Source organism: Runella rosea, from assembly GCF_003325355.1.
Taxonomy (GTDB): Bacteria; Bacteroidota; Bacteroidia; order Cytophagales; family Spirosomataceae; genus Runella; species Runella rosea.
This window is the reverse complement of the sequence record NZ_CP030850.1, coordinates 3,699,463-3,724,651: the sequence shown is the minus strand read 5'-3', so window position 1 is coordinate 3,724,651 and position 25,189 is coordinate 3,699,463. Positions and strand designations below refer to the sequence as shown.

The 25,189-nt window shown below is 45.9% G+C and carries 17 protein-coding genes; 10 read left to right on the top strand and 7 right to left on the bottom strand.

Features of this window, described 5'->3' with window-relative positions:
• The first annotated feature begins 43 nt into the window (after window positions 1-43).
• A complete protein-coding gene (locus DR864_RS15470) occupies window positions 44-1,135 on the top strand; it encodes an acyltransferase family protein (protein WP_114067829.1) in 1,092 nt (363 codons plus the stop codon).
• Window positions 1,136-1,198: 63 nt separating this feature from the next.
• Here the strand turns inward: DR864_RS15470 and DR864_RS15465 are convergent, their stop codons facing one another.
• Genes DR864_RS15465 through DR864_RS15455 form a run of 3 tightly spaced genes read right to left on the bottom strand, consistent with a single transcriptional unit; the run spans window position 1,199 to window position 7,004 of the window.
• Window positions 1,199-4,981: a PVC-type heme-binding CxxCH protein gene (locus DR864_RS15465; protein WP_114070302.1), complete on the bottom strand. Its 3,783-nt coding sequence runs from the start codon at window positions 4,979-4,981 to the stop codon at window positions 1,199-1,201.
• A 28-nt stretch (window positions 4,982-5,009) separates the two neighbouring features.
• Window positions 5,010-6,131 carry a Gfo/Idh/MocA family protein gene (locus tag DR864_RS15460; protein WP_114067828.1) on the bottom strand — a complete coding sequence of 374 codons (1,122 nt, stop codon included), beginning with the start codon at window positions 6,129-6,131 and terminating at the stop codon, window positions 5,010-5,012.
• A 33-nt stretch (window positions 6,132-6,164) separates the two neighbouring features.
• On the bottom strand, window positions 6,165-7,004 hold the full coding sequence (locus DR864_RS15455) for a sugar phosphate isomerase/epimerase family protein (protein WP_114067827.1): 840 nt from the start codon (window positions 7,002-7,004) through the stop codon (window positions 6,165-6,167).
• 230 nt (window positions 7,005-7,234) lie between these two features.
• Between DR864_RS15455 and DR864_RS15450 the strand changes: the two genes are divergently transcribed.
• The 5 genes from DR864_RS15450 to DR864_RS15430 all read left to right on the top strand — a co-directional run bounded on the left by DR864_RS15450 (window position 7,235) and on the right by DR864_RS15430 (window position 13,064).
• Window positions 7,235-9,145, top strand: coding sequence for an AAA domain-containing protein (locus DR864_RS15450; protein WP_114067826.1), 1,911 nt, complete (start codon window positions 7,235-7,237; stop codon window positions 9,143-9,145).
• A 210-nt stretch (window positions 9,146-9,355) separates the two neighbouring features.
• A complete protein-coding gene (locus DR864_RS15445) occupies window positions 9,356-9,922 on the top strand; it encodes an NAD(P)H-dependent oxidoreductase (protein WP_229599395.1) in 567 nt (188 codons plus the stop codon).
• Window positions 9,919-11,802 (top strand): monovalent cation:proton antiporter-2 (CPA2) family protein, encoded by a 1,884-nt coding sequence (locus DR864_RS15440; RefSeq protein ID WP_114067824.1) that lies wholly within the window; start codon window positions 9,919-9,921, stop codon window positions 11,800-11,802. The genes DR864_RS15445 and DR864_RS15440 overlap by 4 nt, the downstream gene beginning before the upstream one ends.
• Window position 11,803: 1 nt before the next feature.
• On the top strand, window positions 11,804-12,679 hold the full coding sequence (locus DR864_RS15435) for an AraC family transcriptional regulator (protein ID WP_114067823.1): 876 nt from the start codon (window positions 11,804-11,806) through the stop codon (window positions 12,677-12,679).
• 31 nt (window positions 12,680-12,710) lie between these two features.
• On the top strand, window positions 12,711-13,064 hold the full coding sequence (locus DR864_RS15430) for a YraN family protein (RefSeq protein WP_114067822.1): 354 nt from the start codon (window positions 12,711-12,713) through the stop codon (window positions 13,062-13,064).
• Window positions 13,065-13,127: 63 nt separating this feature from the next.
• Here the strand turns inward: DR864_RS15430 and DR864_RS15425 are convergent, their stop codons facing one another.
• The 3 genes from DR864_RS15425 to upp are packed head-to-tail and all read right to left on the bottom strand — an operon-like array spanning window position 13,128 to window position 17,333.
• On the bottom strand, window positions 13,128-13,553 hold the full coding sequence (locus DR864_RS15425) for a barstar family protein (protein ID WP_114067821.1): 426 nt from the start codon (window positions 13,551-13,553) through the stop codon (window positions 13,128-13,130).
• Window positions 13,554-13,583: 30 nt separating this feature from the next.
• Entirely contained in the window at window positions 13,584-16,670 is a 3,087-nt protein-coding gene (locus tag DR864_RS15420; protein ID WP_114067820.1) for a sensor histidine kinase, read from the bottom strand.
• An 18-nt stretch (window positions 16,671-16,688) separates the two neighbouring features.
• Window positions 16,689-17,333, bottom strand: a complete 645-nt coding sequence (gene upp, locus DR864_RS15415) for a uracil phosphoribosyltransferase (protein WP_114067819.1) — start codon at window positions 17,331-17,333, stop codon at window positions 16,689-16,691.
• A gap of 133 nt (window positions 17,334-17,466) precedes the next feature.
• Here upp and DR864_RS15410 point away from each other — a divergent pair, with 133 nt between their 5' ends.
• Window positions 17,467-18,273: a polysaccharide deacetylase family protein gene (locus tag DR864_RS15410; protein ID WP_114067818.1), complete on the top strand. Its 807-nt coding sequence runs from the start codon at window positions 17,467-17,469 to the stop codon at window positions 18,271-18,273.
• Here DR864_RS15410 and DR864_RS15405 read toward each other — a convergent pair.
• Window positions 18,262-19,416 (bottom strand): acyltransferase family protein, encoded by a 1,155-nt coding sequence (locus DR864_RS15405; RefSeq protein ID WP_114067817.1) that lies wholly within the window; start codon window positions 19,414-19,416, stop codon window positions 18,262-18,264. The genes DR864_RS15410 and DR864_RS15405 overlap by 12 nt on opposite strands.
• A gap of 76 nt (window positions 19,417-19,492) precedes the next feature.
• Between DR864_RS15405 and DR864_RS15400 the strand changes: the two genes are divergently transcribed.
• From DR864_RS15400 to DR864_RS15390, 3 genes are all read left to right on the top strand, one after another.
• Window positions 19,493-21,265, top strand: coding sequence for a hypothetical protein (locus DR864_RS15400; RefSeq protein ID WP_114067816.1), 1,773 nt, complete (start codon window positions 19,493-19,495; stop codon window positions 21,263-21,265).
• A 76-nt stretch (window positions 21,266-21,341) separates the two neighbouring features.
• Window positions 21,342-22,394: a quinone-dependent dihydroorotate dehydrogenase gene (locus tag DR864_RS15395; protein ID WP_114070301.1), complete on the top strand. Its 1,053-nt coding sequence runs from the start codon at window positions 21,342-21,344 to the stop codon at window positions 22,392-22,394.
• A gap of 170 nt (window positions 22,395-22,564) precedes the next feature.
• Window positions 22,565-25,093, top strand: coding sequence for an FtsK/SpoIIIE family DNA translocase (locus DR864_RS15390; RefSeq protein ID WP_114067815.1), 2,529 nt, complete (start codon window positions 22,565-22,567; stop codon window positions 25,091-25,093).
• The last annotated feature ends 96 nt before the right edge of the window (window positions 25,094-25,189 follow it).

Genomic DNA, 25,189 nt, shown 5'->3' with positions numbered 1-25,189 from the left:
TTTTGTTTAACTTGCATAGTAAACCCCCTTCAGTCATCAAACTATGCAAAACCGCTTACTTTCTTTGGATGTATTTCGTGGTATTACTGTCGCGGCTATGATTTTGGTCAATAACCCTGGCGATTGGGAGCATGTCTATTCGCCTTTACTCCATGCTCATTGGCACGGATGTACACCGACGGACCTCATTTTCCCCTTTTTTCTGTTTATCGTAGGGGTATCTATTTCCTTCGCTATGACCAAGACTACGCCATCTATCCCTAAAATCATCAAGCGCAGTGCGATTTTGTTTGGATTGGGATTGTTCCTGAATTTGTATCCAAAGTTTGATTTTGCCAACGTGCGTATCCCCGGGGTTTTGCAGCGGATTGCCCTTGTGTATTTGGTTTGTTCGTTGATTTTTATCAAAACATCGCGCAACACGCAAATTATTACCACTATTATACTGCTTATTTCCTACTGGTTATTGATGACTTTGGTGCCAGTGCCAGGTGTAGGATACGCCAATCTGGAGCCTGCTACTAATTTAGGCGCGTGGGTAGACCGCAATCTGCTGACCACGGCGCATTTGTGGCGGTCGGCAAAAGTATGGGACCCCGAAGGAATTTTCAGCACCATCCCCGCCATTGGCACTGGCATGTTGGGGGTGTTGACTGGGCAATGGTTGCGAACTAAACGAACCGATGCCGAAAAAATGGCGTGGCTGTTTCTTTCGGGCAATGCGCTCATCATTGGCGGGCTGATTTGGAACGAGTTTTTTCCCATCAACAAATCCCTCTGGACGAGCTCATTTGTGATTTATGCGGGGGGCTGGGCCATGGTCGCTTTAGCAATCTGCTATTGGTTGATTGATGTGCAGGGCTACCGCCGCTGGACGGCTCCTTTCGTGGCCTTCGGTGTCAATGCAATTACGGTCTTTTTTCTGTCTGGGATTATTCCCCGTACCTTGCCACTTCTCAAAATCAATACGGCAGAAGGACCTGTAGGTTCGCAGGTTTGGATGCAGAAAAATCTGATAAGCGTTTGGTTCAACAATCCTTACAACGCCTCTTTGGCGGGTGCGCTCACGTTTATCACGATTTGGTTTGTGATTCTGTACGTGATGTATAAGAAGGGAATTATTATAAAAGTGTAACGATACAAAAAAGCAGCGCCGCAAATCTTACGGCGCTGCTTTTTTGTAATTTTATACGTTTGACTACTTACTGGTCGTCTTCACTTCTTCTTTTACCACTTTCATCACCCCGCTCATCAGTCGCCAGTGGCCAGGGAACGTACAGATGTATGGGTAATTACCCAGTTCAGTCGGTGCCGTGAAGGTAAGGCGATAGGTTTGGTCGGGGTTGACCAACGGTGTGAACGCGATTACTTGCGGCAGATTAGGGACGTAGTTTTTCTCGGCCGCGTCTTTTTGCGTAATCATCTTATCAGCCGCATTTCCTACAATATCTGTTGATTTAGGTTTGATAATCACCAAGTTGTGCTGCATAGCATCGGGGTTTTCAAAAACCAATTCAACGGGTTTGCCAGCAATAACCGTAAATTCTTTGACATCAAACTTCATCGCTTCCTTGATGGATTTGATTTTGATGACCTGCAAATTCGGGTCTACGGGAACCAAAGCATTGGCCCCGAAAGACTCCACAATGCCCGTGAATTTGGCTTTCAAATCTTCCGAAATGGTTTCTTTGGTGCTAACCAACAGCATTTTGTTAGCATCGTTGGTTGTCACTTTACGACGTGGATTCCAACCATTTACGATTCCTTTCAACACCGCATAACGCGCGTCGCTGTCTAGCGTATTGGCTTTGACAATCAACGCAATAACCGAATCTGGGCTTACTGTAGAGGAAGCATAGCTCCGGGCGGCGCGCTCCAACGCAAAGTCAGAAAGTTTGGCGGGGCGTTTTACTTCAAAGGTTTTGGCAAATGAATTGTTTTTTACGTCATCTTCTTCGGGAATCAGGTTATCTGGGTCGATGCTGGCGCTGATGCGCAATTTTCCCGCCTGTTCGGCCGTAAATCCAAACCTACCTACCCAAGGGCCGTTGTTATTTTCGACCAATTGAATGGTTTCACCCGCGCCGATACCATTTTTCAATTGGTAGCTGACGGTGTTGATTTTGAGTCCTAAGCCTTCAATTTGGACTTTCACCACGGGCACTATTTCTTTCGGAATGGCAGCGCCTTTGTTGGTGACTTCAATCGTGACGGCGGCGTACTCCCTTACAAAAGGTTGCGCAGGGGTGGTGGTAATGTTGGTAATCGCTAAGTCGGGCTTAGTGGCAGCGTGTGCCATATGATTTGCTGCCGACGCTTGCGGTGGGGCAGCATTAGGCCCGTGCATGGCGCTGTGGTCATGGGTCATGGGTGCCGACGCCTTGCCGTGCGACGGTGCGACCTCCGCTTTCATTCCAACCGTACGCTTAGCCAAGTACGTTTTCATTAATTTCCCGCCGTGTGCATTCAAGATAATCGAGAATGCATCGGGTAACCAACGGTCATCGGCTTCGTTTGAGTTTTCAAAACGGGCCAAAATGGTTTTCTCGGCTTCTGGCGTCAACGGTGTTTCGCTAAACTTCAAAAGCGAATTCAGCACTACCAGCGGCTCGCTATCGTTCAGGGTATTATTAGATAATAGCGCTTGTGCAGTAGCGGCCGTAGGAGGCAGAATTTGGACGGCATTCTTGCGAACGGCGGCGCTTGGATGTTTTAAAGCAGAAGTAACGGCTTTCAAAACACTTTCATCATTCATAGCTCCCAAGCCTTCTAGCGCCCAGAGGGCATGAATTGCGGCAGGGTTCAGGCCAATTTCGTCAACAGATGAGTCATTGACCAGCGCAATCAGTTGCGGTACAACGTCCTTGTTGCCTCTTTCCACCAACATACGTTGGGCGTGGTTTCGCCAAAACATATTAGAGTTTTTCAGGGCCGCTACCAATTCCGCTGGGCGGTCTTTGCTCAATGAAATTGGTGTGTAGGCAGGTGCTTGCTTGTAGCCTACTCGGTAAATACGTCCGTGGGTATAATCGCGAAGATCGGTGTCGTAAGCATTTCCTTTACCATTGCCAAAGCCCTGTGGAGTAGGGTTGTGTTGAATAATAAAGCTGTACCAGTCGGCTACCCAAACGGCACCGTCGGGTCCAACTTCGGCAAAAACGGGAGAAAACCATTCATCAGCACCCGCCATGAGGTTGAAGGCTTCTTTGTCTTCGTAATCAGTACCTTTTTTTACCATTTGGTTTTGGTGCAGTACGTGACCGGTAGGCTCAGCGACGAAGGCAATTTGGTTCCAGTATTTCTTAGGGAAGGCCCGTGCGGTATAAAAATTATGTCCTGCGGCGGCGGTAAAGCCCCCAAAAACGTCTACTTGACGAATCCTTGGGGTGATGGGCTTCATGTCTTTGTGGGTATCGGTACCTCGGCTACCGTTGTCGCGGCCCATGCCTGTATTGCCCGTAAAATAACGGTGCGGGATGGCCATGTACCAGCCATGTGAGTTGTTGGCCGTGGAGCCAAACACATCGCCAGCTTCGTTGAAAGCAAATCCCCACGTGTTGTTAGAAGTACTGGTCATCCATTCCATTTTAGAACCATCGGGTTTGAAACGGAAAAATGCCTGTCCGAATTTCAGACTGTCGGTGTTGTCTTTGAGTTTTCCTTCGAATCCAGAATAGCCCACACAACCCCAAATCCAGTTGTCAAAACCATAGTGTAAGTTGCTGGGACCCGCGTGGGTATCGCCCGTACCAAAGCCCGAGAAAAGGATTTTCTTTTCGTCTGCTTTGTCGTCACCGTTGGTATCTTTCAGGAAAAGCATGTGCGGTGCCTGACTCACAATCAAACCGCCATTGGCAAATACCATGCCCGTTGGAATGCTTAAGCCTTCAGCAAAACGCGTAAACTTATCGGCTTTACCGTCTTTGTCGGTGTCTTCGCAAATGAGAATATAGTCAGTGCCACCTGTATCTTTGCGTTCGTTGGGATAATCTTTGGTAATCAAAACGTACAAACGACCCCGCTCGTCCCAGCTCATGGCAATGGGGTGCATTACGTTAGGCTCGGCTGCAAACAACTCCAAGGTAAAATCGGCGGGCACCTGAATGTGTTTCATCGACTGCTCAGGTGTAACGGCATTCTGCTGCAATTGCGGGCCAGGGCGCTTTTCGTAGTTGGGAAGTTTGGCTTCTTTATACGTAAACGGTAGCGGGTCAAGTGCATCTAGGTTTTTGACAGCTTGGTCACCCACGGCCCAACGAATTCCTTTTTCGAGCATTTTCATAAACTCGGGCTGGCTCCAAGTGCGGTCGTCGTGACCATAAGCCGTGTAGAAAATGCGGCCTTTGCCATGCGTGCGTACCCATGTGTATGGCTCCGTTTTAGTATTAGGCTTATCTTTGTACTGATCGGGCTGAATCTCGCGCTCGGTCAATACCAGATTGTCGGGTTGTAGTTTGCTGTGCAGATACGTTTCGTCCAGTGTTTTGAACTGCTTCACGCCCATGATGGCAGGGTGGTTGGGATTGGTCCAAACCGGACGAATGGTGTCCCACGTGTGCCGCCAGAATTGGCCACCCATGATTTTTACCAATTCATCCGAATTGCGAAAACAATACGAGGCGCAGTGAACAGGAATAAACCCTTTGCCACTCGCGATGTAGTCTACCAATGCACGCTCCTGAGGTTTGCTGATGGTATCCCAGTTGGCATACAGCAGTACTCCGTCATACTTGGCCAGATTGGTCGGATTGAGGTCGTCCAATTGGTCAGAATAGGTAAAGTTGATGCCCTTGCTTCCCAGCGCAGACATGATGGCGGGCACACGCTCGATGGGGCGGTGGTGGCCATTGTCGCCCAGAAACAGAATTTCCAGCCGGCGTGGAGTTACGGGTTGGTTGGATTGGGCCGTTTGTGCGGGTTTTTGCGTAGCGCATTGCCATGTCAAAATCGCGAGTAAAACAATGGGTAGGAAACGTTTCATTGTATGGTTCATTCAGATGATTTCGAAGTTACGCATTAAAATCAGGCAAATACATAATCTTGCCACCCTGCATGGCCGATTCGTGCGCCAAAATACCGACCGACGTCCAGTTGGCCGATTGGGCCGCGTTGGGGAATGGGGCACGGTCTTCCACCAAAGCCGTCAAAAATTCATGGACCAAGTGAGGGTGTGAGCCGCCGTGCCCTGCTCCCTGCGTAAACGAAAGGTGAGTGTTTTCGTCAATGTCATACACGCCTCTTGTAGTAAACGCCTGTATTTCTTCGGGTAACAAATGAGCATAATCGGGCGTAGCGACGCGTTCTGGAATCTCGTGCTCCTCTTTTTTGGCGGTATGAATCACGGCTTCTTCACCTTCTATGAGCGGCCATTCAAATGATTTTTTAGAGCCGTATACCTCAAAGCTTTCGCGGTATTGGCGGGCAACGTCAAACAACGAACGGTAAACGTACGCGCTCAAATCGCTGTCTTTAAACTTGATATGGGCTGATTCTACGGCAAATGGTGAGTTGTGGATTTTGGCCAATTCTTCCCGAATTGTTCCCGAACCGAAACACGAAACATATTCTGCTTCCAACCGCAACAAGCCTGCTACTGGACCCACGCAGTGCGTGGCGTAGTGCATAGGAGGCAAGCCAGGCCAGTAGTCAGGCCAGCCGTCCATGTCTTGCTGATGCGAAGCTTTCAGAAACTGCACTTTACCAAGTTCGCCTTTTTCGTACAACTCTTTCACAAATAGAAACTCACGAGCATATACTACTGTTTCCATCATCATGTATTTTTTACCCGTTTCTTTGCAGGTTTTTACGATTTCCATGCAATCTTCTACCGAGGTAGCCATCGGAACGGTACAGGCCACGTGTTTGCCCGCGCGCAATGCTTTTAAGGTTTGCTCGGCGTGGTTGGGGATGGGAGAATTGATGTGAACGGCGTCAATATTGGGGTCTTTCAATAATTCATCGTAATTGGAGTAGCGCACATCAATGTTGAAAGCGTCGCCGATGGCGTTGAGCTTTTCGACATTCCGCTGACAAATGGCGTACATATTGGCGTTTGGGTGACGCTGATAGATAGGGATAAATTCGGCTCCAAAACCGAGTCCTACGATGGCGATGTTGATTTTTTTAGACATGATATGGTTTGATTTTTTATCAAAAAATGTGTTTTATATCCCTATGCTGTTGCATGAATTGCGGATAAATGCCAGTCCGTCTCGCATCAGTTGCTCTTCGGAGTCAAACATTTTTCGCCAAATATTGGCCGCAGGAAGCTTTTGACTAAAGGCTTCAATGCTCAGCCAACCGTCATAATTGATGTCTTTGATACCCTGAAAAGCCCCCGCCCAGTCAACGTTACCTTTGCCTGGAGTGCTGCGGTCGTTTTCGGAAAGTTGAATAAACGCAATGCGGTCGCCCATTTTACGGATACAATCGCCGATGTTTTTCTCTTCAATATTGGCGTGAAAGGTATCAAACATGATTTTGCAGTTGGGGTGATTGACGTCGTCCACAAAATGAATGAGTTCGTCGCCGCAGCTTGTGAGGTATAACTCAAATCGGTTTAAGTATTCCAATCCGAGTAAAATACCTTGACTTTGGGCGTATTCGGCCAGTTGCTGAATACCTTCCACGCCCCATTTCCATTCGTCGGCCGTGGCGGGCTGGCCCGTAAAAACACCCAATGCTGAGTGATACGGCCCCATGAGCTTCGTGGCGCCCAAAACGGCTCCGCAGTCGACGGTTCTTTTGAGGTTGTTAAGGGCATTGGCGCGGATGGAAGCATCGGAGCTGATGAGGTTTTCGTTGGGACCGCAAAAGGTGTCACATTCGCGGTGAAGGCCGAGTTCATCGAGTTTTTTGCGCCAGCCATGCCAAGCGTCGGGGTTGGGATTGAAAATCGGAACTTCTACGCCTTCAAACCCAATCTCCTGAATCAGGTCTAGCGTTGGGAAAAGGCTTTCGTCAATTTGGGTGCCCCATAGGAGCAGATTCATGCTGAATTTCATACGGAAAAGGAATGGACAGGGGCAAAAAATTTCAAGTACAAAATAATAGTAAAATAATGCTAAAAACTTCCCTTCCTTTTGCTTGTTTTGACTGAATTTTGACCAAAAATAAATGAATGAATATAATTATTGTTAAAATTAAGTTAATTCAATAGCCCCTAAAAAGCCAATAAATGGAAAAATCAACGCGTTAAAAACGTCATTTAGGCCACTATCTCGTACCTTTGGGCATGGAGTATTTTAAAAAGCTGCTTGATTTATTAAAAACCGAACGGGAAGAAGACCATAATCAGTACCGTAAACTCACCGAGCAATCTTCCGTGGCCGAGCGCCGGGCCAACGGCCTGACGTGGTATCCGGTAGCAATCAGAGGCTCTGAAATGAGCCGGGGAGATTATTTGACCGTTGAACTCGAACGCACCACGCACCAAGATATTTCGCATCAATTTCGGTTTGGGATGCCCGCCGTATTTTTTTGCAACCACGACCCCAAAAACGACCGCGTTGAAGGAACCGTAACCCACCAAAATGGCAATCGTCTGAAGATAACCCTGCGCACTGATGAGCTGCCCGAGTGGTCGCGGGATGGAAAACTAGGCATTGACGTTCTTTTTGATGATAACAGTTACGAAGAAATGCAATCCGCACTGAAGCAGGCGGCGGCAGTGTATGACAAAAGTGCGAGCGAACCTACTACGCGGTTGGTTCATATTTTAACGGGAGAAAAAAAGCCGACTTTTCAGGAGCAGGTTCCCTACTTTAGTGCCCCAAAACTGAATTCTTCGCAGCAATCTGCCGTCCATAAAATTTTGAGTGCCAACGAGCTTGCCATCGTACACGGGCCTCCAGGGACGGGAAAAACCACGACCTTGGTGCAAGCAATCAAGGCGTTGGTCAAGGCCGAAAATCAAAAGGTGCTCGTAGTAGCGCCGAGCAATACGGCGGTAGATTTGTTGAGTGAAAAACTGCATGAAGAAGGGCTCAACGTGCTGCGCGTTGGCAATCCCGCCCGCGTCACCGAACGATTGATGGCATTGACGCTCGACAGCAAAATGGCCGAACACCCCCAAATGAAAGAAGCGAAGCGCCTAAAAAAACAGGCGCAGGAGTTTAAGGGCATGGCGCACAAGTACAAACGTAATTTTGGCAAATCCGAACGTGACCAACGTAAGTTACTTTTTGACGAAGCCCACAAGATTATGAAAGAAGTGGGCAACACTGAGCAGTACATCATTGATGATTTGTTGGTCAAAGCGCAGGTGGTTACGGCTACATTGGTTGGTTCCAATCATTACACCGTCAGGGAGTTACGTTACCACACGGTCGTGATTGATGAGGCGGGACAGGCGCTTGAGCCTGCGTGTTGGATTCCAGTGCTGAAAGCCCAAAAAGTGATTCTGGCAGGCGACCATTGTCAGTTATCTCCCACGATAAAATCAGACGTTGCGGCCAAAAACGGACTGAATACTACCTTGCTCGAAAAGTGCGTAAATACGCATCCTGAGGCCGTTACGCTGCTCGAAGAACAATACCGAATGAATGAACAGATTATGGGTTATTCTTCCCAAATCTTTTATCATAATAAACTCAAAGCGCACGCGTCAGTAGCGCAGCGGCGGCTTTTTGCGGACGATAAACCCGTGTTGTTTATTGACACTGCTGGTTGTGGCTTTGAAGAAAAATTGGAAGGCACCAGTAGTACCAACCCTGAAGAAGCCGCCTTGCTTCTGAAACACCTCGTGATGCTTACGGCCGAGTGGGAAACCCAAAAAACAGGTGAAACTTTTCCGAGCATTGCCGTGATTGCCCCTTACAAACAGCAGATTCAGGTACTTTCCGAACAACTCAGTCATGTACCCGAACTACAACCGTATCTGGCTCACATTGCCGTCAACACTGTGGATAGTTTTCAAGGACAAGAACGCGACGTGGTATATATCAGCATGACCCGCAGCAACAGCGAAGGAATCATTGGTTTTTTGGCCGACATCCGCCGGATGAACGTGGCGATGACCCGCGCCCGCAAGAAACTCGTCGTAGTGGGCGACAGCGCTACCTTGGCGCAATTTCCGTTTTACGCTGATTTTATTACCTACGTCGAAGGCCTCGACGCGTATCAGAGCGCGTGGGAATTGATGTAGAAATATGACTCTTTTTTAACTAAAAAAAAGAGTTTTTCTTTCTTTTGTGGCAAAAAATGCCAATATTCGCTAACAACGATGAAAAACACTGTGTTGTATTAGCCAGCACCTCGGCTTTTACATCCGATTTTACGCAACCCATTATACCTTATATACTCAATCATGCTTCCTGAAAAAAATAAGGTTCTTGTTCTTTTCACGCACCCACTTTTGGAAAGATCCCGAGCCAATCGTTTGATTTTAAAGTCGTACTCCGATCGAGAGGATGTCACGTTTCATGATTTATATGAACGCTATCCCGATTTCAATATTGATGTGGAGTATGAGAAAGAGCTTCTTTTACAACACGAGATGATTATTTGGCATCATCCTTTTTATTGGTATAGTTGTCCGCCGTTGTTGAAGCAATGGATAGACATGGTGCTGGAGGTAGGTTGGGCGTATGGGCCAGGTGGAGATGCCTTAGAAGGAAAATCCATTTTACAGACCATTACGGTAGGGGGAGGTGTACAGGCGTATCAAGAAAGTGGTCATAATCGGTTTACTATCAGGGAGTTTCTTCGGCCTTTTGAACAAACGGCCAATCTCTGCAAGATGAATTATTTCCCTCCTTTTGTGATTCACGGTACCCACCGCTTAGACAAACAGGGTTTTACGGACTATGCTGCTGAGCTTGGGCTGTTTTTGGACAATTGGCAGGATATTCAATACCAACCAAACCTATATCAACACACGTACATTAATGATCTTCTCAAAAAAATAGCGACCACAAAATGAGCACAGGATTTTTATTTCAAGCATTAGTATTTATGGGGGCGTCGATTGTCCTTGTGCCTATTGCCAAAAAAATCGGGTTAAGTTCCGTGCTTGGGTATTTGGTAGCAGGTATATTGATTGGACCTTTTGTGTTGGGTTTTGTGGGTGAAAACGGACAGGACATCATGCACGCTTCGGAATTTGGGGTGGTGATGATGCTTTTTTTGATTGGTTTAGAGCTTAATCCCCGCAAATTTTGGGAAATGCGAAAAGCCATTCTCGGTTTGGGAGGACTTCAGGTAGCAGGGACAACGGTCTTACTTTTTATCAGTTTTCTGTTGATGAAATGGCAATGGGAAATGGCCTTAGCGGTGGCATTGGCGTTTTCAATGTCTTCCACGGCGATTGTCTTGCAAACATTGAAAGAAAAAAATATCTCAAGAACCATTGCCGGGGAAGCCTCGTTTTCGGTACTTCTTTTTCAAGACATTGCCGTCATTCCCATCTTGGCACTTTTGCCGCTTTTGGGTACACCACATGCGGGGGCGGAGACTCATGCGTCGCTTTTTTCGGAACAACCCGCTTGGATTCAGGCGATTTCGGTCTTTGTAGTGGTAGGATTGATTCTGTTAATCGGGAAGTTTTTAGTTGTTCCTTTTCTACGATTTGTGTCTAAAAGCCAAATGCGCGAGTTGTTTGTGGCAGCGGCGTTGTTTATCGTGGTAGGCGTAGCGGCGCTGATGCAGGCGGTAGGATTAAGCCCTGCATTGGGCACATTTTTGGCAGGAATGGTTTTGGCCAATACTGAGTTTAGACATGAGCTGGAGAGTGACATTGAGCCGTTTAAGGGCTTACTGCTGGGGTTGTTTTTTGTGAGCGTAGGGGCTACTATTGATTTTGACCAAATCATGGGCGATCCAGCTACCATTGCGCTGCTGGTGGTGTTGGTACTGGTTTTCAAATTTATCGTTTTAATAATTACGGGAAAACTCTTCAAAATGAGCAGTGACCAAAACCTCATTTTCTCATTTGGACTTAGTCAGGTGGGAGAATTTGCCTTCGTTTTGTTGTCATTTTCCAGTCAAATTAATTTGTTGGATGCCGTTTGGAATGCTAAACTGATGGCAGTGGTTGCCATTACGATGGCCTCCACTCCGTTGGTCTTATTGCTCAATGAAAAACTGATAGAGCCTTATTTCGGCGTAAAAACCAAGGGCGATGAGCAGGAGGAATCTGACACGATTGATACCCAACACAAAGTAATCATCGCAGGGTTTGGACATTTTGGAAGTACCGTAGGGCGATTTTTGCGGGCCAATGGAATCAAAGCTACGATTTTGGATAATGATTCGGACCGGGTAGATTTACTTCGACGAATGGGCTTTGAAGTGTACTTTGGCGACGCTACCCGCGTTGATCTGCTGGAAGCCGCCGGGGCTTCGGAAGCGGCCATTTTGATTGCGGCCATCGACCCGCCAGAACTCAACCATCTTTTGGTTGAAACCGCCAAGAAAAAATATCCTAATCTCCGTATTTTTGCGCGAGCACGTAACCGTTATGATGCCTACGAACTCATGGACATGCACGTGGAGCATATCTACCGCGAAACGCTTGATACGGCGGTTCGATTAGGGGTGGATGCAATGGTCAAGCTGGGCTTCCGAAAATACACCGCCACCCGGCAAGCACAAAAATTTATTCAGTACGATGAGCAATCATTGGAAAAACTATCCAAAAACCGCCATAATGTGAAAGAATATGCATTATCGGTACGTGAGCAAGTACAGTGGCAGGAGCAAATCCTGCAAAACGACTTATTTCTGGCCAAAGAAGAGACAGATATAAGCTGGGACAGCGAACACTTAAGGCAAGTAGTAACCCAAAACGACCCCAAAAAATGAGATGCGTATTCCTGTAAGAAAAGAACTACAACTGCCATCGGCGTCGTTTACGACGATTGAGCTACAAGAAGCTCATTTTGACCCCAATTGGCATTTTCATCCACATTACCAACTTTTTACAGTATTAGAAGGAACTGGTACACGCTTCATTGGCGATGATATCAGGCACTTTGAGGCGGGTGATACCGTTTTTTTAGGACCCAATATCCCGCACCTCTGGCGGAGCGACCGGGCGTATTTTGAGGGAAATCTAGAACTGAAAACCCACGGTATCGTGGCGTATTTTACGGAAGATTTTCTGGGTGAAGGTTTCTTTGATAAACCCGAAATGCACGTTTTAAAACAATTGTTAGAGAAAGGGCAAAGAGGGTTGGATATCACTGGCTCAGCCCGCCAGATGGTAAGAGAAAACCTCAAAAAGATAGCTTCTAATCAAGGTTTTGAGACCATTTTAGAATTATTGACCACCTTACATCACTTGGCAAATTCTTCGGAAGTGGTGTACATTACGAGCGTTGGGTACGTCAATACCCACAAAGTATCGGAGACCGAACGGATGCAGCGGGTGTATGAATACGTGATGAAACACTTCAAAGAAGAAATTCGCCTGAACGAAGTCGCCGCACTGGCCAACATGACCGAAGCAGCTTTTTGTCGGTACTTTAAAAGTCGTACCAACAAAACTTTTTCGGACTTTGTGAGCGAGATTCGCATCGGTCATGCGTGTAAGTTGTTGGTGCAAGAAAAATATTCTGTTACCCAAATATGTTACGAAAGCGGGTTCAACACCGTCTCAAATTTCAACCGCCAGTTTAAAAACCAAACGGGGAAGTCACCTTTGCAATACCAAAAGGTGTACATGAGAGGCGGAGAATGAATTATTAACCCTCAATCGTAACGGGCAAATCATGGCAGAACACTTAGACACTGGCAAACTCGGTGAAGACAAAGCAGCGGCTTTTTTGCAGGATAAAGGCTACGAAATTTTGGTTCGTAATTACCGCTTTCGCCATTCTGAGATTGATATTATTGCCAAAAAGAACAAAATTCTGGCGTTTATTGAGGTAAAAACCCGCACCAACGTCAGCTTTGGAATGCCTGAGGAGTTTGTGGATGCCACCAAGCGCCGGCTCATTATGAAAGCCGCAGAGCAGTACATTTTTGACACAGACTGGCACGGCGATATTCGTTTTGACGTAATCTCGGTTATTATCACACAGCATACCGCCCGGATTGAGCACATTGAAGACGCCTTTTATTAAAAAACCGCTACCATCTGACGGTGCAAAACCGTCGGATGGTAGCGCTTAGATTGAGCAAGCCTTTTACATGGTGATAAAAGCAATTTCTTCTTTTTCTAAAATAACCGTTGCCCGTTCGCTGTGTTGAATCAGAATTTTGATGTTCTTCTTCGGAATGTCATCATCTTCATCGAGCCATTTCCAGTCTTCGGCGGTGGCATCCAACAGACTGAGCAGTTCAACCATCTTTTTTTCTTTTTCGCGGGCTAGAAAAGCATCAAAATGTGTGATGTAGATGGCGATATTGGCTTGCCTAATCCATGATAAATCATTCAATAGACCATCTAATAACTCCATATCAGGCTCAAAATCAGGTAGATTGAGCGCCTTTTCGATTTCGTTGTAAAAATCGCTTAACGTTTGGGATTTATTGCCGTCGATTTGTGCGAGTTTGTAATTTTTAAAGTTAGTAAGGCCCTGTTCGGAAGACAGAAGGATAATGTTTGCCATAAATTAGTCAGTTGAAATTTTTACTATTGTTTACAAATAAAGGGGTAATTGAATCGTAACCCGCGTACCCGTCGGAAAAATATCCTCCACCTTAAAGGCCCCTCGCGGCTGTCCTTCGGCGGTGGGCAGCGCCGAAATTCGATCAGCGGTTACTTTCATGCCGAGCGATTGCTTCTTGCGCTGTTGTTTTTGATGAATTTCGGCGGCCGCTTTTCTGCCTACACCATTGTCTTGAATTTCAATCCAAAGGCTTTTATCGGCCTGCCAAATTCGGACGGAAAGCTGTCCTTTTTCATTTGTTTTGTGCCTTAATCCGTGCAGAATGGCATTTTCTACAAACGGTTGGAGAATCAACGGTGGTAGTTGACATTTGTCAGGCACGGTTGATTCTACCGTTATGTCGTAAGAAAAAGCCCCTTCGGCGCGTTCTTTTTCGAGCTCAATGTACAGGTTCAGTGTATCCAGTTCCTGCGTGAGCTGAATCAGGTCATACTGTGAATTTTCTAGGATGTTTCGTACTAAAAGAGAGAAGTTTTGGAGGAAAGCAGAGGCTTTATCTGCCTGATTGCTGAGAATATAATACTCAATGGTATTCATGCAATTGAACACAAAATGGGGGTTCATCTGCGCCCGTAGTGCCTTATTTTCTGCTTCAGCTCGCTGCTGTCTAAAGCTTGCTTCTCGGCGTTCTTGCATTAGTTTTGCCCGATAAAACCAGTATAAAATCCCCAAAAGAGCTGTTAATGTCAGCGCACGAAACCACCAAGTTTTCCAAAAAGGCGGCTCAATTGAAATTTTAAAGGCAATAGGGGCATTCCATTTTCCTGAATCATTGAGTGTTCTTACCCAAAAAGTGTAGTCTCCGCCGTCCAGGTTGGTATATGTAATTGTGTGCTTGGAGTGAGGGGTTGACCAGTTGTTGGCAAACCCTTCTAGTTTATGACTGAATACGGCTTTTTGGGGATTAATAAAGTCCAAGGCCGTAAATTCAAACGTAATGATATTTTGGTCATAATGAATATTGATAGGCGAGGAGGCTACTTGGTTTTGATTAAAAGGAATTTCCTGATCCAGCACCTTAAAACCGGTAAAAACCAACGGGGCTGAGGCAGGGTTTTGGAGCAGCTTTGAAGGACGAAAGTAGCTAATGGCACCAATGAAATTAACGAAAAGTTGCCCATTAATGGCGCTGATTCGGTCGTACGTAAAACTGCCGAATAAGCCGTCTTTTACCGTAAATTGACGAAAATTCTGGTTTTTTTGGTCAAAAACGTACAAATTCCCCTGCGTACTTATCCACACATTTTGATCAGAATCAATAAATAAGTCATTGCACTGACTGGCATTAAAACCCTCCTTTTCGGTAAAATTCCTAAACGTTTTTTGTGGAACATCCAGTACCGAAAGGCCGCCTCGCGCGGCAACCCAAAGTTTACCTTTTTGGTCAAAAGCCATTCCTAAAGCCACATTGAGGTCATCGTTTGCAGAGTTTTGTTGAATAAAGTGGGTGATTTTGTGCGTTTTGGTGTCAAAATAATTGAGCCCTTTTCGGGTTGCAGCCCATAGATTCTGTTGTTTGTCAAGTAATAATCGGTTGACGACAAAATCAGACAAGCCCTCTTCCGTACTGAACTGTTGGACGCGCTGGGTTTGGGCGTCAATGCGCAGAATGCCCCCGCTCGAAGCCACCCAAAGCGTATTAGAAGCATCGGCAAGGATGTCATAAATTACTTTTTTTGCCCCTTGATGGGAGGGTTGAAGCGCAAATTCTTGAAAGGAATCATGAACGGGGTCATACCAAAAGAGCCCGTCTTCGGTTCCGGCCCAAAGCCGATTTTGGTGGTCAAAGTAGACAGAACGCAGGTTTCGATGCCCTACGTTGGCATCGGTATTCAGGTAAGATTTAAGTAGCTTTTGATGCTTAAAATCGTATTTCAACACTCCACAGCCCCACGAAGCCATCCACAAGATATTTGAATCGTGAGGGTCGGGTTTTAGCTCAAAAATACTGTTGTCGATGTAAGGGTTTCCCAATTCTTGCAGGAAAGGCAACTTGAGAGAATGGATTCGATTGTCGTCAAAAATTACTTTACTAACGCCCATTTGCGTCATTATCCACAGATTTTTTTGATTGTCAAGGTAAAAATTATTGACAAAAGGACTGACCAAATTCGTTTCAAGGGGAGGATTGATCAATGCTTTTGTAAAAATGTGCGTATGGATATTAAATATAAATAGCCCTTTGCCGAAGGTGCCGCACCATAAAATAGAATCGCCAGTAAGTTGAGGCAAAAATGCTACCTTTTTTATGACGGCAAATGGCTTTTTGAGGTTTTTCTGTTCGGGATAATACAACGCAAATTTGCCACTTTCCACCTCAAGAGATTGAACGCCTCCGCCTTCTGACCCTACCCAAATTTTACCTTCTGCATCTTCCGTAATGCTGTTGATTTCGTTTTTTTCGCTGTATTCGGTGTTTGGGTCTTGGTGGGCGTATTCTTTGTAAGTATTGGTTTTAGGAAAATATCTAAACAATCCGCTGTGAATTGTGCCTACCCAAATGTCTCCTTTACGGCTTTTAAATAGCCGTAAGAAATAGTTGGTTTTGCGCTCGCTTAACTTTGTGGCAAACAGCCGTTTTTTTACCCAATTGTACTTCATTAGACCCGCGCCGTTGGCGGCTATCCAGATGTTTGGGCCATCGGCAAGGATGGGCATAAAAACCCACCTGCCGTTGTTTTTTTTATAATAAACGTACTGAAAGTTATCGTGTGTTTCGTCGTAGTAACACACGCCAGTTTCCATACTAACCCAGATTCGGCCCGTGGAGTCGGCGGTGATGGCGTAGAGTCTTCGGCCCCTAATGCCGTGAATATCGGTTGGGTTATAGGTGTAATTTTTGAAATGAAGGCCGTCATAACGACACAGTCCATTGCGGGTTACAATCCAGAGAAAACCGCGTTTATCCTTTAGGGCATCGACCGTAATATCGGAGGCTAGTCCTTCCCGCTGGGTGTAGTTATCAAAGTTTAGCTGCTGCCCGATTTGGGCAAATGTGGAAAAGGGGAGGCTCCACAGGAAAAACAGCAGTTTGATATGATAGCCCCGCAAAAACATGGTTGGATGAGCGAAAGGTTACAGTTTAGGGCCAAACGAGAGGTCGCCCGCATCTCCTAAACCAGGAACGATGTAGTAGCGCGCGTCCAGTTTTTCGTCAATGGCTCCTACCCAAAGACGGCATTCGGACATCCGATTTTGCAGATATGATACTCCTTCTGGGCTGGCAATGACGGCAGCAATGTGGGTTTGGGCGGGAATCCCAAAACGCAATAATGCATGATACACTTTCTCAATGGAACGGCCCGTGGCGAGCATCGGGTCCATCAAAATCAGCGTGCGATCCTGCAAATCGGGGGCCGTAATGTAATCCATTTCCACTTCAAACTCGTCGTCGCCGATGTGATGTCCTCTGTAGGCACCGATAAACGCGTTGTCGGCTTGGTCAAAAAAATGCAGAAAACCTTGGTGAAAAGGTAAGCTGGCGCGCAAAATGGTGGCCAACACTGGAGGTTGTCGTAACAGCCGCGTGGAAGCTTTGCCCAATGGCGTAACAACATCGGCCTGGCGATATGGCAACGACTTGGAGATTTCATAGGCCAAAAGTTCACCTACCCGCTCTAAGTTACGACGAAAACGGAGCCGGTCTTGCTGAATATTGACATCGCGCAGCTCGGCTAAAAAATGATTGGCAATCGATGGTTGTTGAGTAAGGACAAACATATTGAAGAGGAAATAGGCGGTTTGGTTTTGGGGCGTTACATTTGTAGCAACGATAATACGAACTCATTCGCGGAAAAACAAAGTGAAATAGAACAGGGTTGAGAATCTACCCAAATCTCCGCTCACAAAACGCATGAAAAAGCTACTGCTTCTGTTGCCCGTCATTGGCTTGGGCCTGTTTGGATGCCAAGATTCAACGCTGGACACAAACACTCCGCCTGCGGGCATTGCCCTTTCGTTTGATGATCGTTACGTAGAAGAATGGATGCGCCTGCGGCCTTTGTTAAAGAAATACAACGCCAAGGCTACTTTTTACGTCACGCAGTTTGATAGTCTTAACTCCAAAGAAATTGAGCAGTTGCACCAATTGGTGCGCGACGGTCACGAAATCGGTGCCCACGGGGCTGCGCATATTAGGGTGTTGGATTGGCTACGGGGCGGGGGAGCGTTGGAGGATTTTTATCGTTATGAAATCGAAGCCGAGCTGCAGTCTATGCGTAAAGCGGGCTTTAAGCCCATTACATTTGCGCACGTAGGCGGCCAACAAACGTGGTACACCGACCGACGCCTGTTGAAAGATTATTTTACTTTGTTACGTGATGTGTCCATGACCGAGCGGCGGGTGTCTTGGCTTACTTTTCGGCAGCCCGTTTTTGCCATCGACGATATTTACTACCATTTTGATGGCAACCCTAAAGTACATTCACTGTTGATTGACCAATACACAAACATCACCGATGCGCAGTTGAAAGATGGTTTGATTCGTGCCAAAAATACGAAATCGGTTCTGATGCTTCTGGGGCACCGGCCTTTGTTTGAGGCATCAGATGAGCCGTACGCGTTTTCGGTCAGTCGGTTGGAGAATATGCTGGCGGAAGCCCAACGAATGGGTCTTAAATCGTACACGATGGCGGAATTGATTCAGTTGTCAAGTCGTTGAGTGCGAGCTGAATCGTTCTTTCAGTTTCAAAAAAGGTTTTTCAAAATAGTGATACGACAACGCCGATACGCCGACGGTTAGAAAGGTAGCCAGAGGATAAAGAATAAGGTTGAAGGTAAGGTGCGGTAAGTCTTTGCCAAAAGCCCATTGAATGAGGTGGACGCTTAACACAATAAAAGCTGTTTGATAGATATAAAGTCCGTAGGAGATTTTACCGAGGTACGAAATCCAGCCGTATTCTAAGTTGACAATTGAGCGGGGGTTGCTCGAAACGTTGAGAATGAAATACGCAAAAAACAGCCCGTAAAACTCTAAATTGACGTGGTTGATGTGAACACCTGTGGCGAGACAAAAAAGCAGCAGGCCATAAACCACGATTTGGACGTCTTTGCGAAAAAGTACATTGAGTATTTTTTCTTTGCGGTAGTAGACCAGCATCGCACACCCGCCCCCCGTGACGAGGGTTAAAATGCGGAACTGGCTGAAAAAGAAACGGATAATTTCAGGCACGTTGTTTGCATAGAACGTATTACCCACCCAATGGTAGTAAATGTAAAACACGCCGAAAGTTCCGAGCGAAAAAACCGTCAGCGTGATTAATAGACGTTTCCAAGTCAGGTGTTGGATAATCCACGGCCAAAGGTAATAGAACTGTTCTTCTACACCGATAGACCAGGTTTGGGCTGATAAGTAAGGCGAGCCGTAAAGGATAAAGCCAATATTGGGCAAGACGATCAGAAAAAGGGACAATCGCTCATAAAAATTGTGCGCCATGAACGAAATCTCGTTGTTTGGTGCTACAAAAAAGGGGATATGAGGAAAGATAAAAAAAGCTAAAATGACAATTAAAAAATAGAGTGGCCAAATGCGCAAAATGCGCCGAATGTAGAAGTCTCGGGTATTGATGGCCCCAAAGCGGCCTTTTTCGTGCAGCAAAAGATAGGTAATCAAAAAGCCGCTTAGTACGAAAAATAAATCAACACCTAATTTTCCCATACTTTTTATGAGGTGATAATCATAAAAATGCGGAATTTTGAACACTTCTTTGACTTGCTCAATATGGTGTATGAGTACCGAAAAGGCAGCAATAAAACGCACGCCGTTAAGATTTGGGAAATATACGGTATTTGAAGACTTACTCAAGAGGATAAACTATTGTTTAAAGAGCTACAAAAATAACTTAATTTGCGCCAAGTAGCGATATAATTTAACAGCGTATATGAGTTTTAGACAATTACTACTGCTTACGAGATTACAGACACAGGGAAGAAGCACGGGAAAAAAGCAGTGTTTTGTGCTGGGTATCTTCTACAGTTCTTTGTTGTTGATGATTTTACAAATACCTTCTTTGGCCCAATCACAGTTTGTACCACTCAACGATGACTACTATCATTTAATCGACCGTTTTGAAATTCGTCGGGGCCGCTTATCGGAAGATTTTCACATTGGGGTAAAGCCCTTTCAGCGCAAGGCGGTGGTGAGTCTTTTAGATAGCATCGAGGCTGACCGCACCATGCCGCTCAACGATATTGACTATTTTAATCTTCAATACTTACGGCAAGATAACTGGGAGTGGTCCACTGATAAAACGCCCATGAGCCAAAAGCGGTTTATGAAACGCTTTTATCAACGGCCTTCTGACTTTTATTCCGTCCAAAACAAAGATTTAGATTTGCATTTAAGCCCCGTCACGCATTTGATTTTAGGAGGCGAAAACAGCTCTAAAGATTATCTGTGGCTGACTGCACGCGGGGTTGAGATGCGAGGCGTTATTGGTAAAAAACTGGGTTTTTATACCTACGTTACCGATACGCAGGGAATGTTTGGTAAGTATGTACGGGACTATACCCTCAACGTACGGGAAATCTATTTGGGCTATCCGCTGTATGTATTGCCGGGTGAAAGTTTTGTCAAGAGCATCCGCACGTATGGGGTAGATTTTATTTCAGCCAGAGGGTACATTACTTTCAATCCTATCAAACAAATCAATCTTCAATTTGGGCACGATAGAAACGTGATGGGGAGTGGCTACCGCTCTATGTTGCTCTCTGATTGGAGTTCGCCGTACCTATTTTTAAAAATGACGACGCAGCTGGGCCGATTCCAGTATACCAATCTTTGGGCGAACATGCTCTACAACCAAGTGGGTAGGAAGCCAGAAGAGCCTATTAATAAAAAATTTGCCGCCATTCACCACCTCAGTATAAACCTATCCAAAAACATCAGCTTGGGTATTTATGAGGCAGAAGTATTTGGTAGAGAAAATAATACGTTTGACCTCAATTACCTGAACCCTATTATCTTTTATCGCTATCTCGAAACCTATCTGGGTAGTTCTGACAATGCGTTATTGGGGGTGGATTTTCGTTGGAATTTTCTCAAACACTTTGGATTTTACAGCCAATTCATGTTAGACGAGTTCAAAACATCTGAATATTTTGGTAAAAAAGGTTCTTGGGGTAAAAAATATGCATTTCAGGCGGGTCTTAAATATGTGGATGCCTTGGGCATCAAGAACTTAGATTTGCAGGCTGAATACAACGTAGCACGCCCCTTTACGTATTCGCACAAAAATGGATTCAATAATTATGTGCATTACGATCAATCATTGGCGCACCCGCTCGGGGCAAATTTTTGGGAAGTAGTGGGCTTGCTGCGCTATCAGCCCACACGTCGTTTGACGGTTTACGGCACATTTACCTACTCTAAGCGAGGCGTAGATTCGGATTCATGGAATTATGGCAGCAATATTTATCGGCCCTATGACGATTTTCGGGCGCGGGACGAAGGCAATTTTATCGGACAAGGAACGCCCGTTAACACCACTTTTGCCGACCTGAGGATGTCGTATATGCTCAAACATAATTTTTTCATTGATGGCCGATTGATGGTACGCCAACAGGAGAGTCCGTTAGAATCCCAAAATTTGAGTACAACCTCGGCTACGTTTGGGATTCGATTAAATATCCCGTATCGCCAACAGGTATTTTAAGGCTTAATTGGCCGTAATCCAATCGTCGGACGGTTTTAAACCGTCTGACGATTATTTTTTTATTACTTTTGTGGCCATGTATAAGTGGCTCATCCTTCCGATTTTGTTTCGCTTTGATGCCGAGCAGGTGCATCATTTTGTGTGCGGAACCCTTCAATTCTTGTTTAAAATTCCTGGTGTTCCGTTTTTGTTCAGGCAATTATTTGTCTACGAAGACCCTTCGTTGGAACGGGAAGTGTTTGGCTTGAAGTTTAAAAACCCTGTAGGTTTGGCCGCAGGATTTGACAAAAATGCAGAGTTGGTAGAAGAGATGGCAGGTTTGGGCTTTGGTTTTGTAGAAATCGGGACCGTGACGCCCTTGGCCCAACTGGGAAACGATAAACCAAGGCTGTTTCGGTTGAAGCCCGACCAGGCGCTCATCAATCGCATGGGGTTCAATAATCAGGGAGCGGCAGCGGCGGCTAAGCGACTTCGTCAACGTAAAACCAACATACTGATTGGGGGAAATATTGGCAAAAATAAGCTGACGCCCAACGAAAATGCCCTCGACGATTACCTCAAATGTTTTGACGAACTTTACGATACCGTTGACTATTTTGTGGTGAATGTAAGCTCGCCCAATACGCCTGGCCTACGCGATTTGCAAGAAAAAGAGCCTTTGACCAAGATTTTGTTGGCCTTGAAGAAACGAAGTCAGAAACTGGAAAATCGGCAATCAGCAACTACTACAAAGGAACCTAAACCCATTCTTCTTAAAATTGCTCCCGACTTGACGGATAGCCAATTAGACGATATTATCGAGATTGTCACAACATCAAAAATAGCGGGTGTCATTGCTACAAATACGACCATCAGTCGCGCAGATTTGGCAACCGATGGCGAAATTGTAAAAAAAATCGGAGCTGGAGGGTTAAGCGGAGCCCCGTTGACACATCGTTCGACCGAAGTTATTCGTTATATTTGCCAGAAGTCCAATCATTCCTTTCCCGTCATTGGCGTAGGAGGAATTGGTTCACCCGAAGAAGCCCGAGAAAAATTGGATGCAGGAGCGAGTTTAGTGCAGATTTATACGGGCTTTATTTATGAAGGACCGGCCTTGGCCAAGCGGATTTGTAAATCCTTGAAATAGAGCTTCAATTTTACCCCATAAAAAGCGCTTGCGCATGAATACCCCTACTTGAATACATCATCTCGTATGATGCAGGGAATCCGTACGCACTGGCTGTCTTCGTTTTGATCGGTTTTTGATAGTTGCGCTCATTAACGATTCATAGATAAACATTAACCTTTTTTTCATCGATGGCTAAGAATGTTATTCCTTCAACGCCCCAAAAGCGTGAGCGAAAAAGCACTGCTGGCAGCGACATGGGGCAACCGAAAGCCCCGTTTAAGCAAACGCCTTCAGATCCGCGCAAACAAAAAATGTGGGGTTGGGCATTGGTGTTTTTGTCGCTGTACATGCTGGGAGCTTTTGTCTGGTATCTGTTTACGGGTGCGGCCGACCAAAGTGTGGTGGATTCTGCTTTTACCACTAAACTTCGCATCTCTTCCCGAGAAACTCAAAACGGAATGGGCTTTTTTGGCCTGTTGCTTTCCCACTTTTTTATCTTCCGTTGGTTTGGGATAGCGGCTTTAGGATTCCCGTTTTTGCTGTTTTTGATTGGTTTTAAAATTGCGCAAAAGCGTGAATTATTGCCACTCCAACGCACCACACAACTCACCTTAGTGTACATTTTTTTGCTTAGTCTGTTTTTCGGATTTCTCGTTTTAAAAACGGATTCGGTGCGTTCGATGAGCTTCTTGTGCGGTGGAATCGGCTACGAAATCAATAGTTTAATGGACCATTACATCGGCTGGGGTAGCTTCTTTGTGGTCTTGGGAGGCTTCGGAACGGTGCTGGTGTATTTTCATGGCATTAATTCATTTGATGAATTGGCCGACCGATTTGAGAATCCCATCAAAAGAAGAGCAAGACCTGTTGATTTGGAAGTGGTTTCGGAAGAAGATAAATACCCTGAACCAATTCTAGAAGAAGAGGACGAAGAAGTAATGGCGCCCGCCGTTGCGCTGCCTAAAAAAGAAACCGTGACCGTCGAAGCTGAAATAGCTAAAACGATTGAATTGAACGGGAACCTACCCAACGGAAAAGCAGCGGCCAAATCGGTCTCTGGTGGGTTGACGCTGATTGTTGAAAATGCGGATGAGATGACAGATGAGAAAAGCCCAGCGGATGAGATACCCGTTTCAGGAACGACCACAAAAATTCCCGTAGTACCCTTTGCGAATGCTGACCACTTAGCCAACGATTTGGTGGCCGAGCACGGGCCTTATGACCCAACGCTTGATTTACCTAATTACCAATTCCCAACGCTTGATTTGTTGCATAATCGCGGTGAAGGCAGTTCAAAAGTAACGGCGGAAGAGTTGGAAGCCAACAAAGACCGGATTGTGGAAACGCTTGGTAACTATGGTATCAGCATTGCCAGCATCAAAGCCACAATTGGCCCGACCGTTACGCTATACGAGATTATTCCAGAAGCAGGAGTGCGTATTTCCAAAATTAAAAGTTTAGAAGATGATATTGCTTTGAGTTTGGCGGCGTTGGGGATTCGTATCATTGCGCCTATGCCGGGCAAAGGAACCATCGGAATTGAGGTGCCCAACAAGAACCGCGAAATGGTCTCCATTCGGTCGGTGTTGGCGAGTAAGAAATTTCAGGAAAGTACGTTTGACTTGCCCGTTGCCTTGGGGAAAACCATTTCAAACGAGTTTTTTATCACAGATTTGGCCAAAATGCCTCACTTATTAATGGCGGGTGCTACGGGGCAGGGAAAATCAGTTGGGTTGAATGTATTGTTGGCTTCGTTGATTTATAAAAAACACCCCGCGTTGCTCAAATTTGTATTGGTCGACCCCAAAAAGGTGGAATTGACCTTGTTCAATAAAATTGAGCGACATTTTTTGGCCAAGCTTCCCAACAGCGAAGAAGCCATCATTACGGATACCAAAAAAGTGGTTCATACGCTCAATTCCCTCTGTATTGAGATGGACAATCGCTACAATTTGTTGAAAGAAGCGGGCGTTCGCAACGTCAAAGAATACAACGCTAAGTTTACGCAACGGCAATTGAGCCCCGAGCGCGGGCATTGTTTTCTGCCTTATATTGTGCTGGTCATCGACGAGTTGGCTGATTTGATGATGACCGCTGGCAAAGAAGTAGAGCAGCCCATTGCGCGTTTGGCGCAGTTGGCGCGGGCCATCGGAATTCACTTGGTAGTTGCGACGCAACGCCCTTCCGTCAACGTGATTACGGGTTTGATTAAAGCCAACTTCCCAGCGCGTTTGTCGTTCAGAGTAACCTCAAAAATAGATTCTCGCACCATTTTGGATACGGGTGGTGCCGAGCAGCTGGTCGGAATGGGAGATATGTTACTTTCGTCGGGCTCAGACATGATTCGCTTACAATGTGCGTTTGCCGATACCGACGAAATTGATGAAGTGTGTGATTTTATCGGAAACCAACGCGGTTATCCGTCGGCTTATAACTTGCCCGAATTCAGCGGAGATGATGAAGAAACCGACCGCGAAGCCGTTGACTTAGCCGACCGTGATTCGATGTTTGATGAAGCCGCACGGGTTATCGTCATTAGTCAGCAGGGAAGTACATCATTGATTCAGCGCAAGCTTAAGCTGGGCTACAACCGCGCAGGGCGCATCATGGACCAACTGGAAGCGGCGGGTATTGTGGGGCCGTTTGAAGGAAGCAAAGCGCGTGAAGTACTCATTACTGATATTGCGTCGTTGGAGCAAATGCTCAAAAACTTTTAATTAACGAAAGAATAAGCCTGCTTTTGACGATTTCATCGAACGCCACGTAGCTGTTTGTAAAGGTTTTGTCGCTTGTTAACGGACTTGTGGTAACTT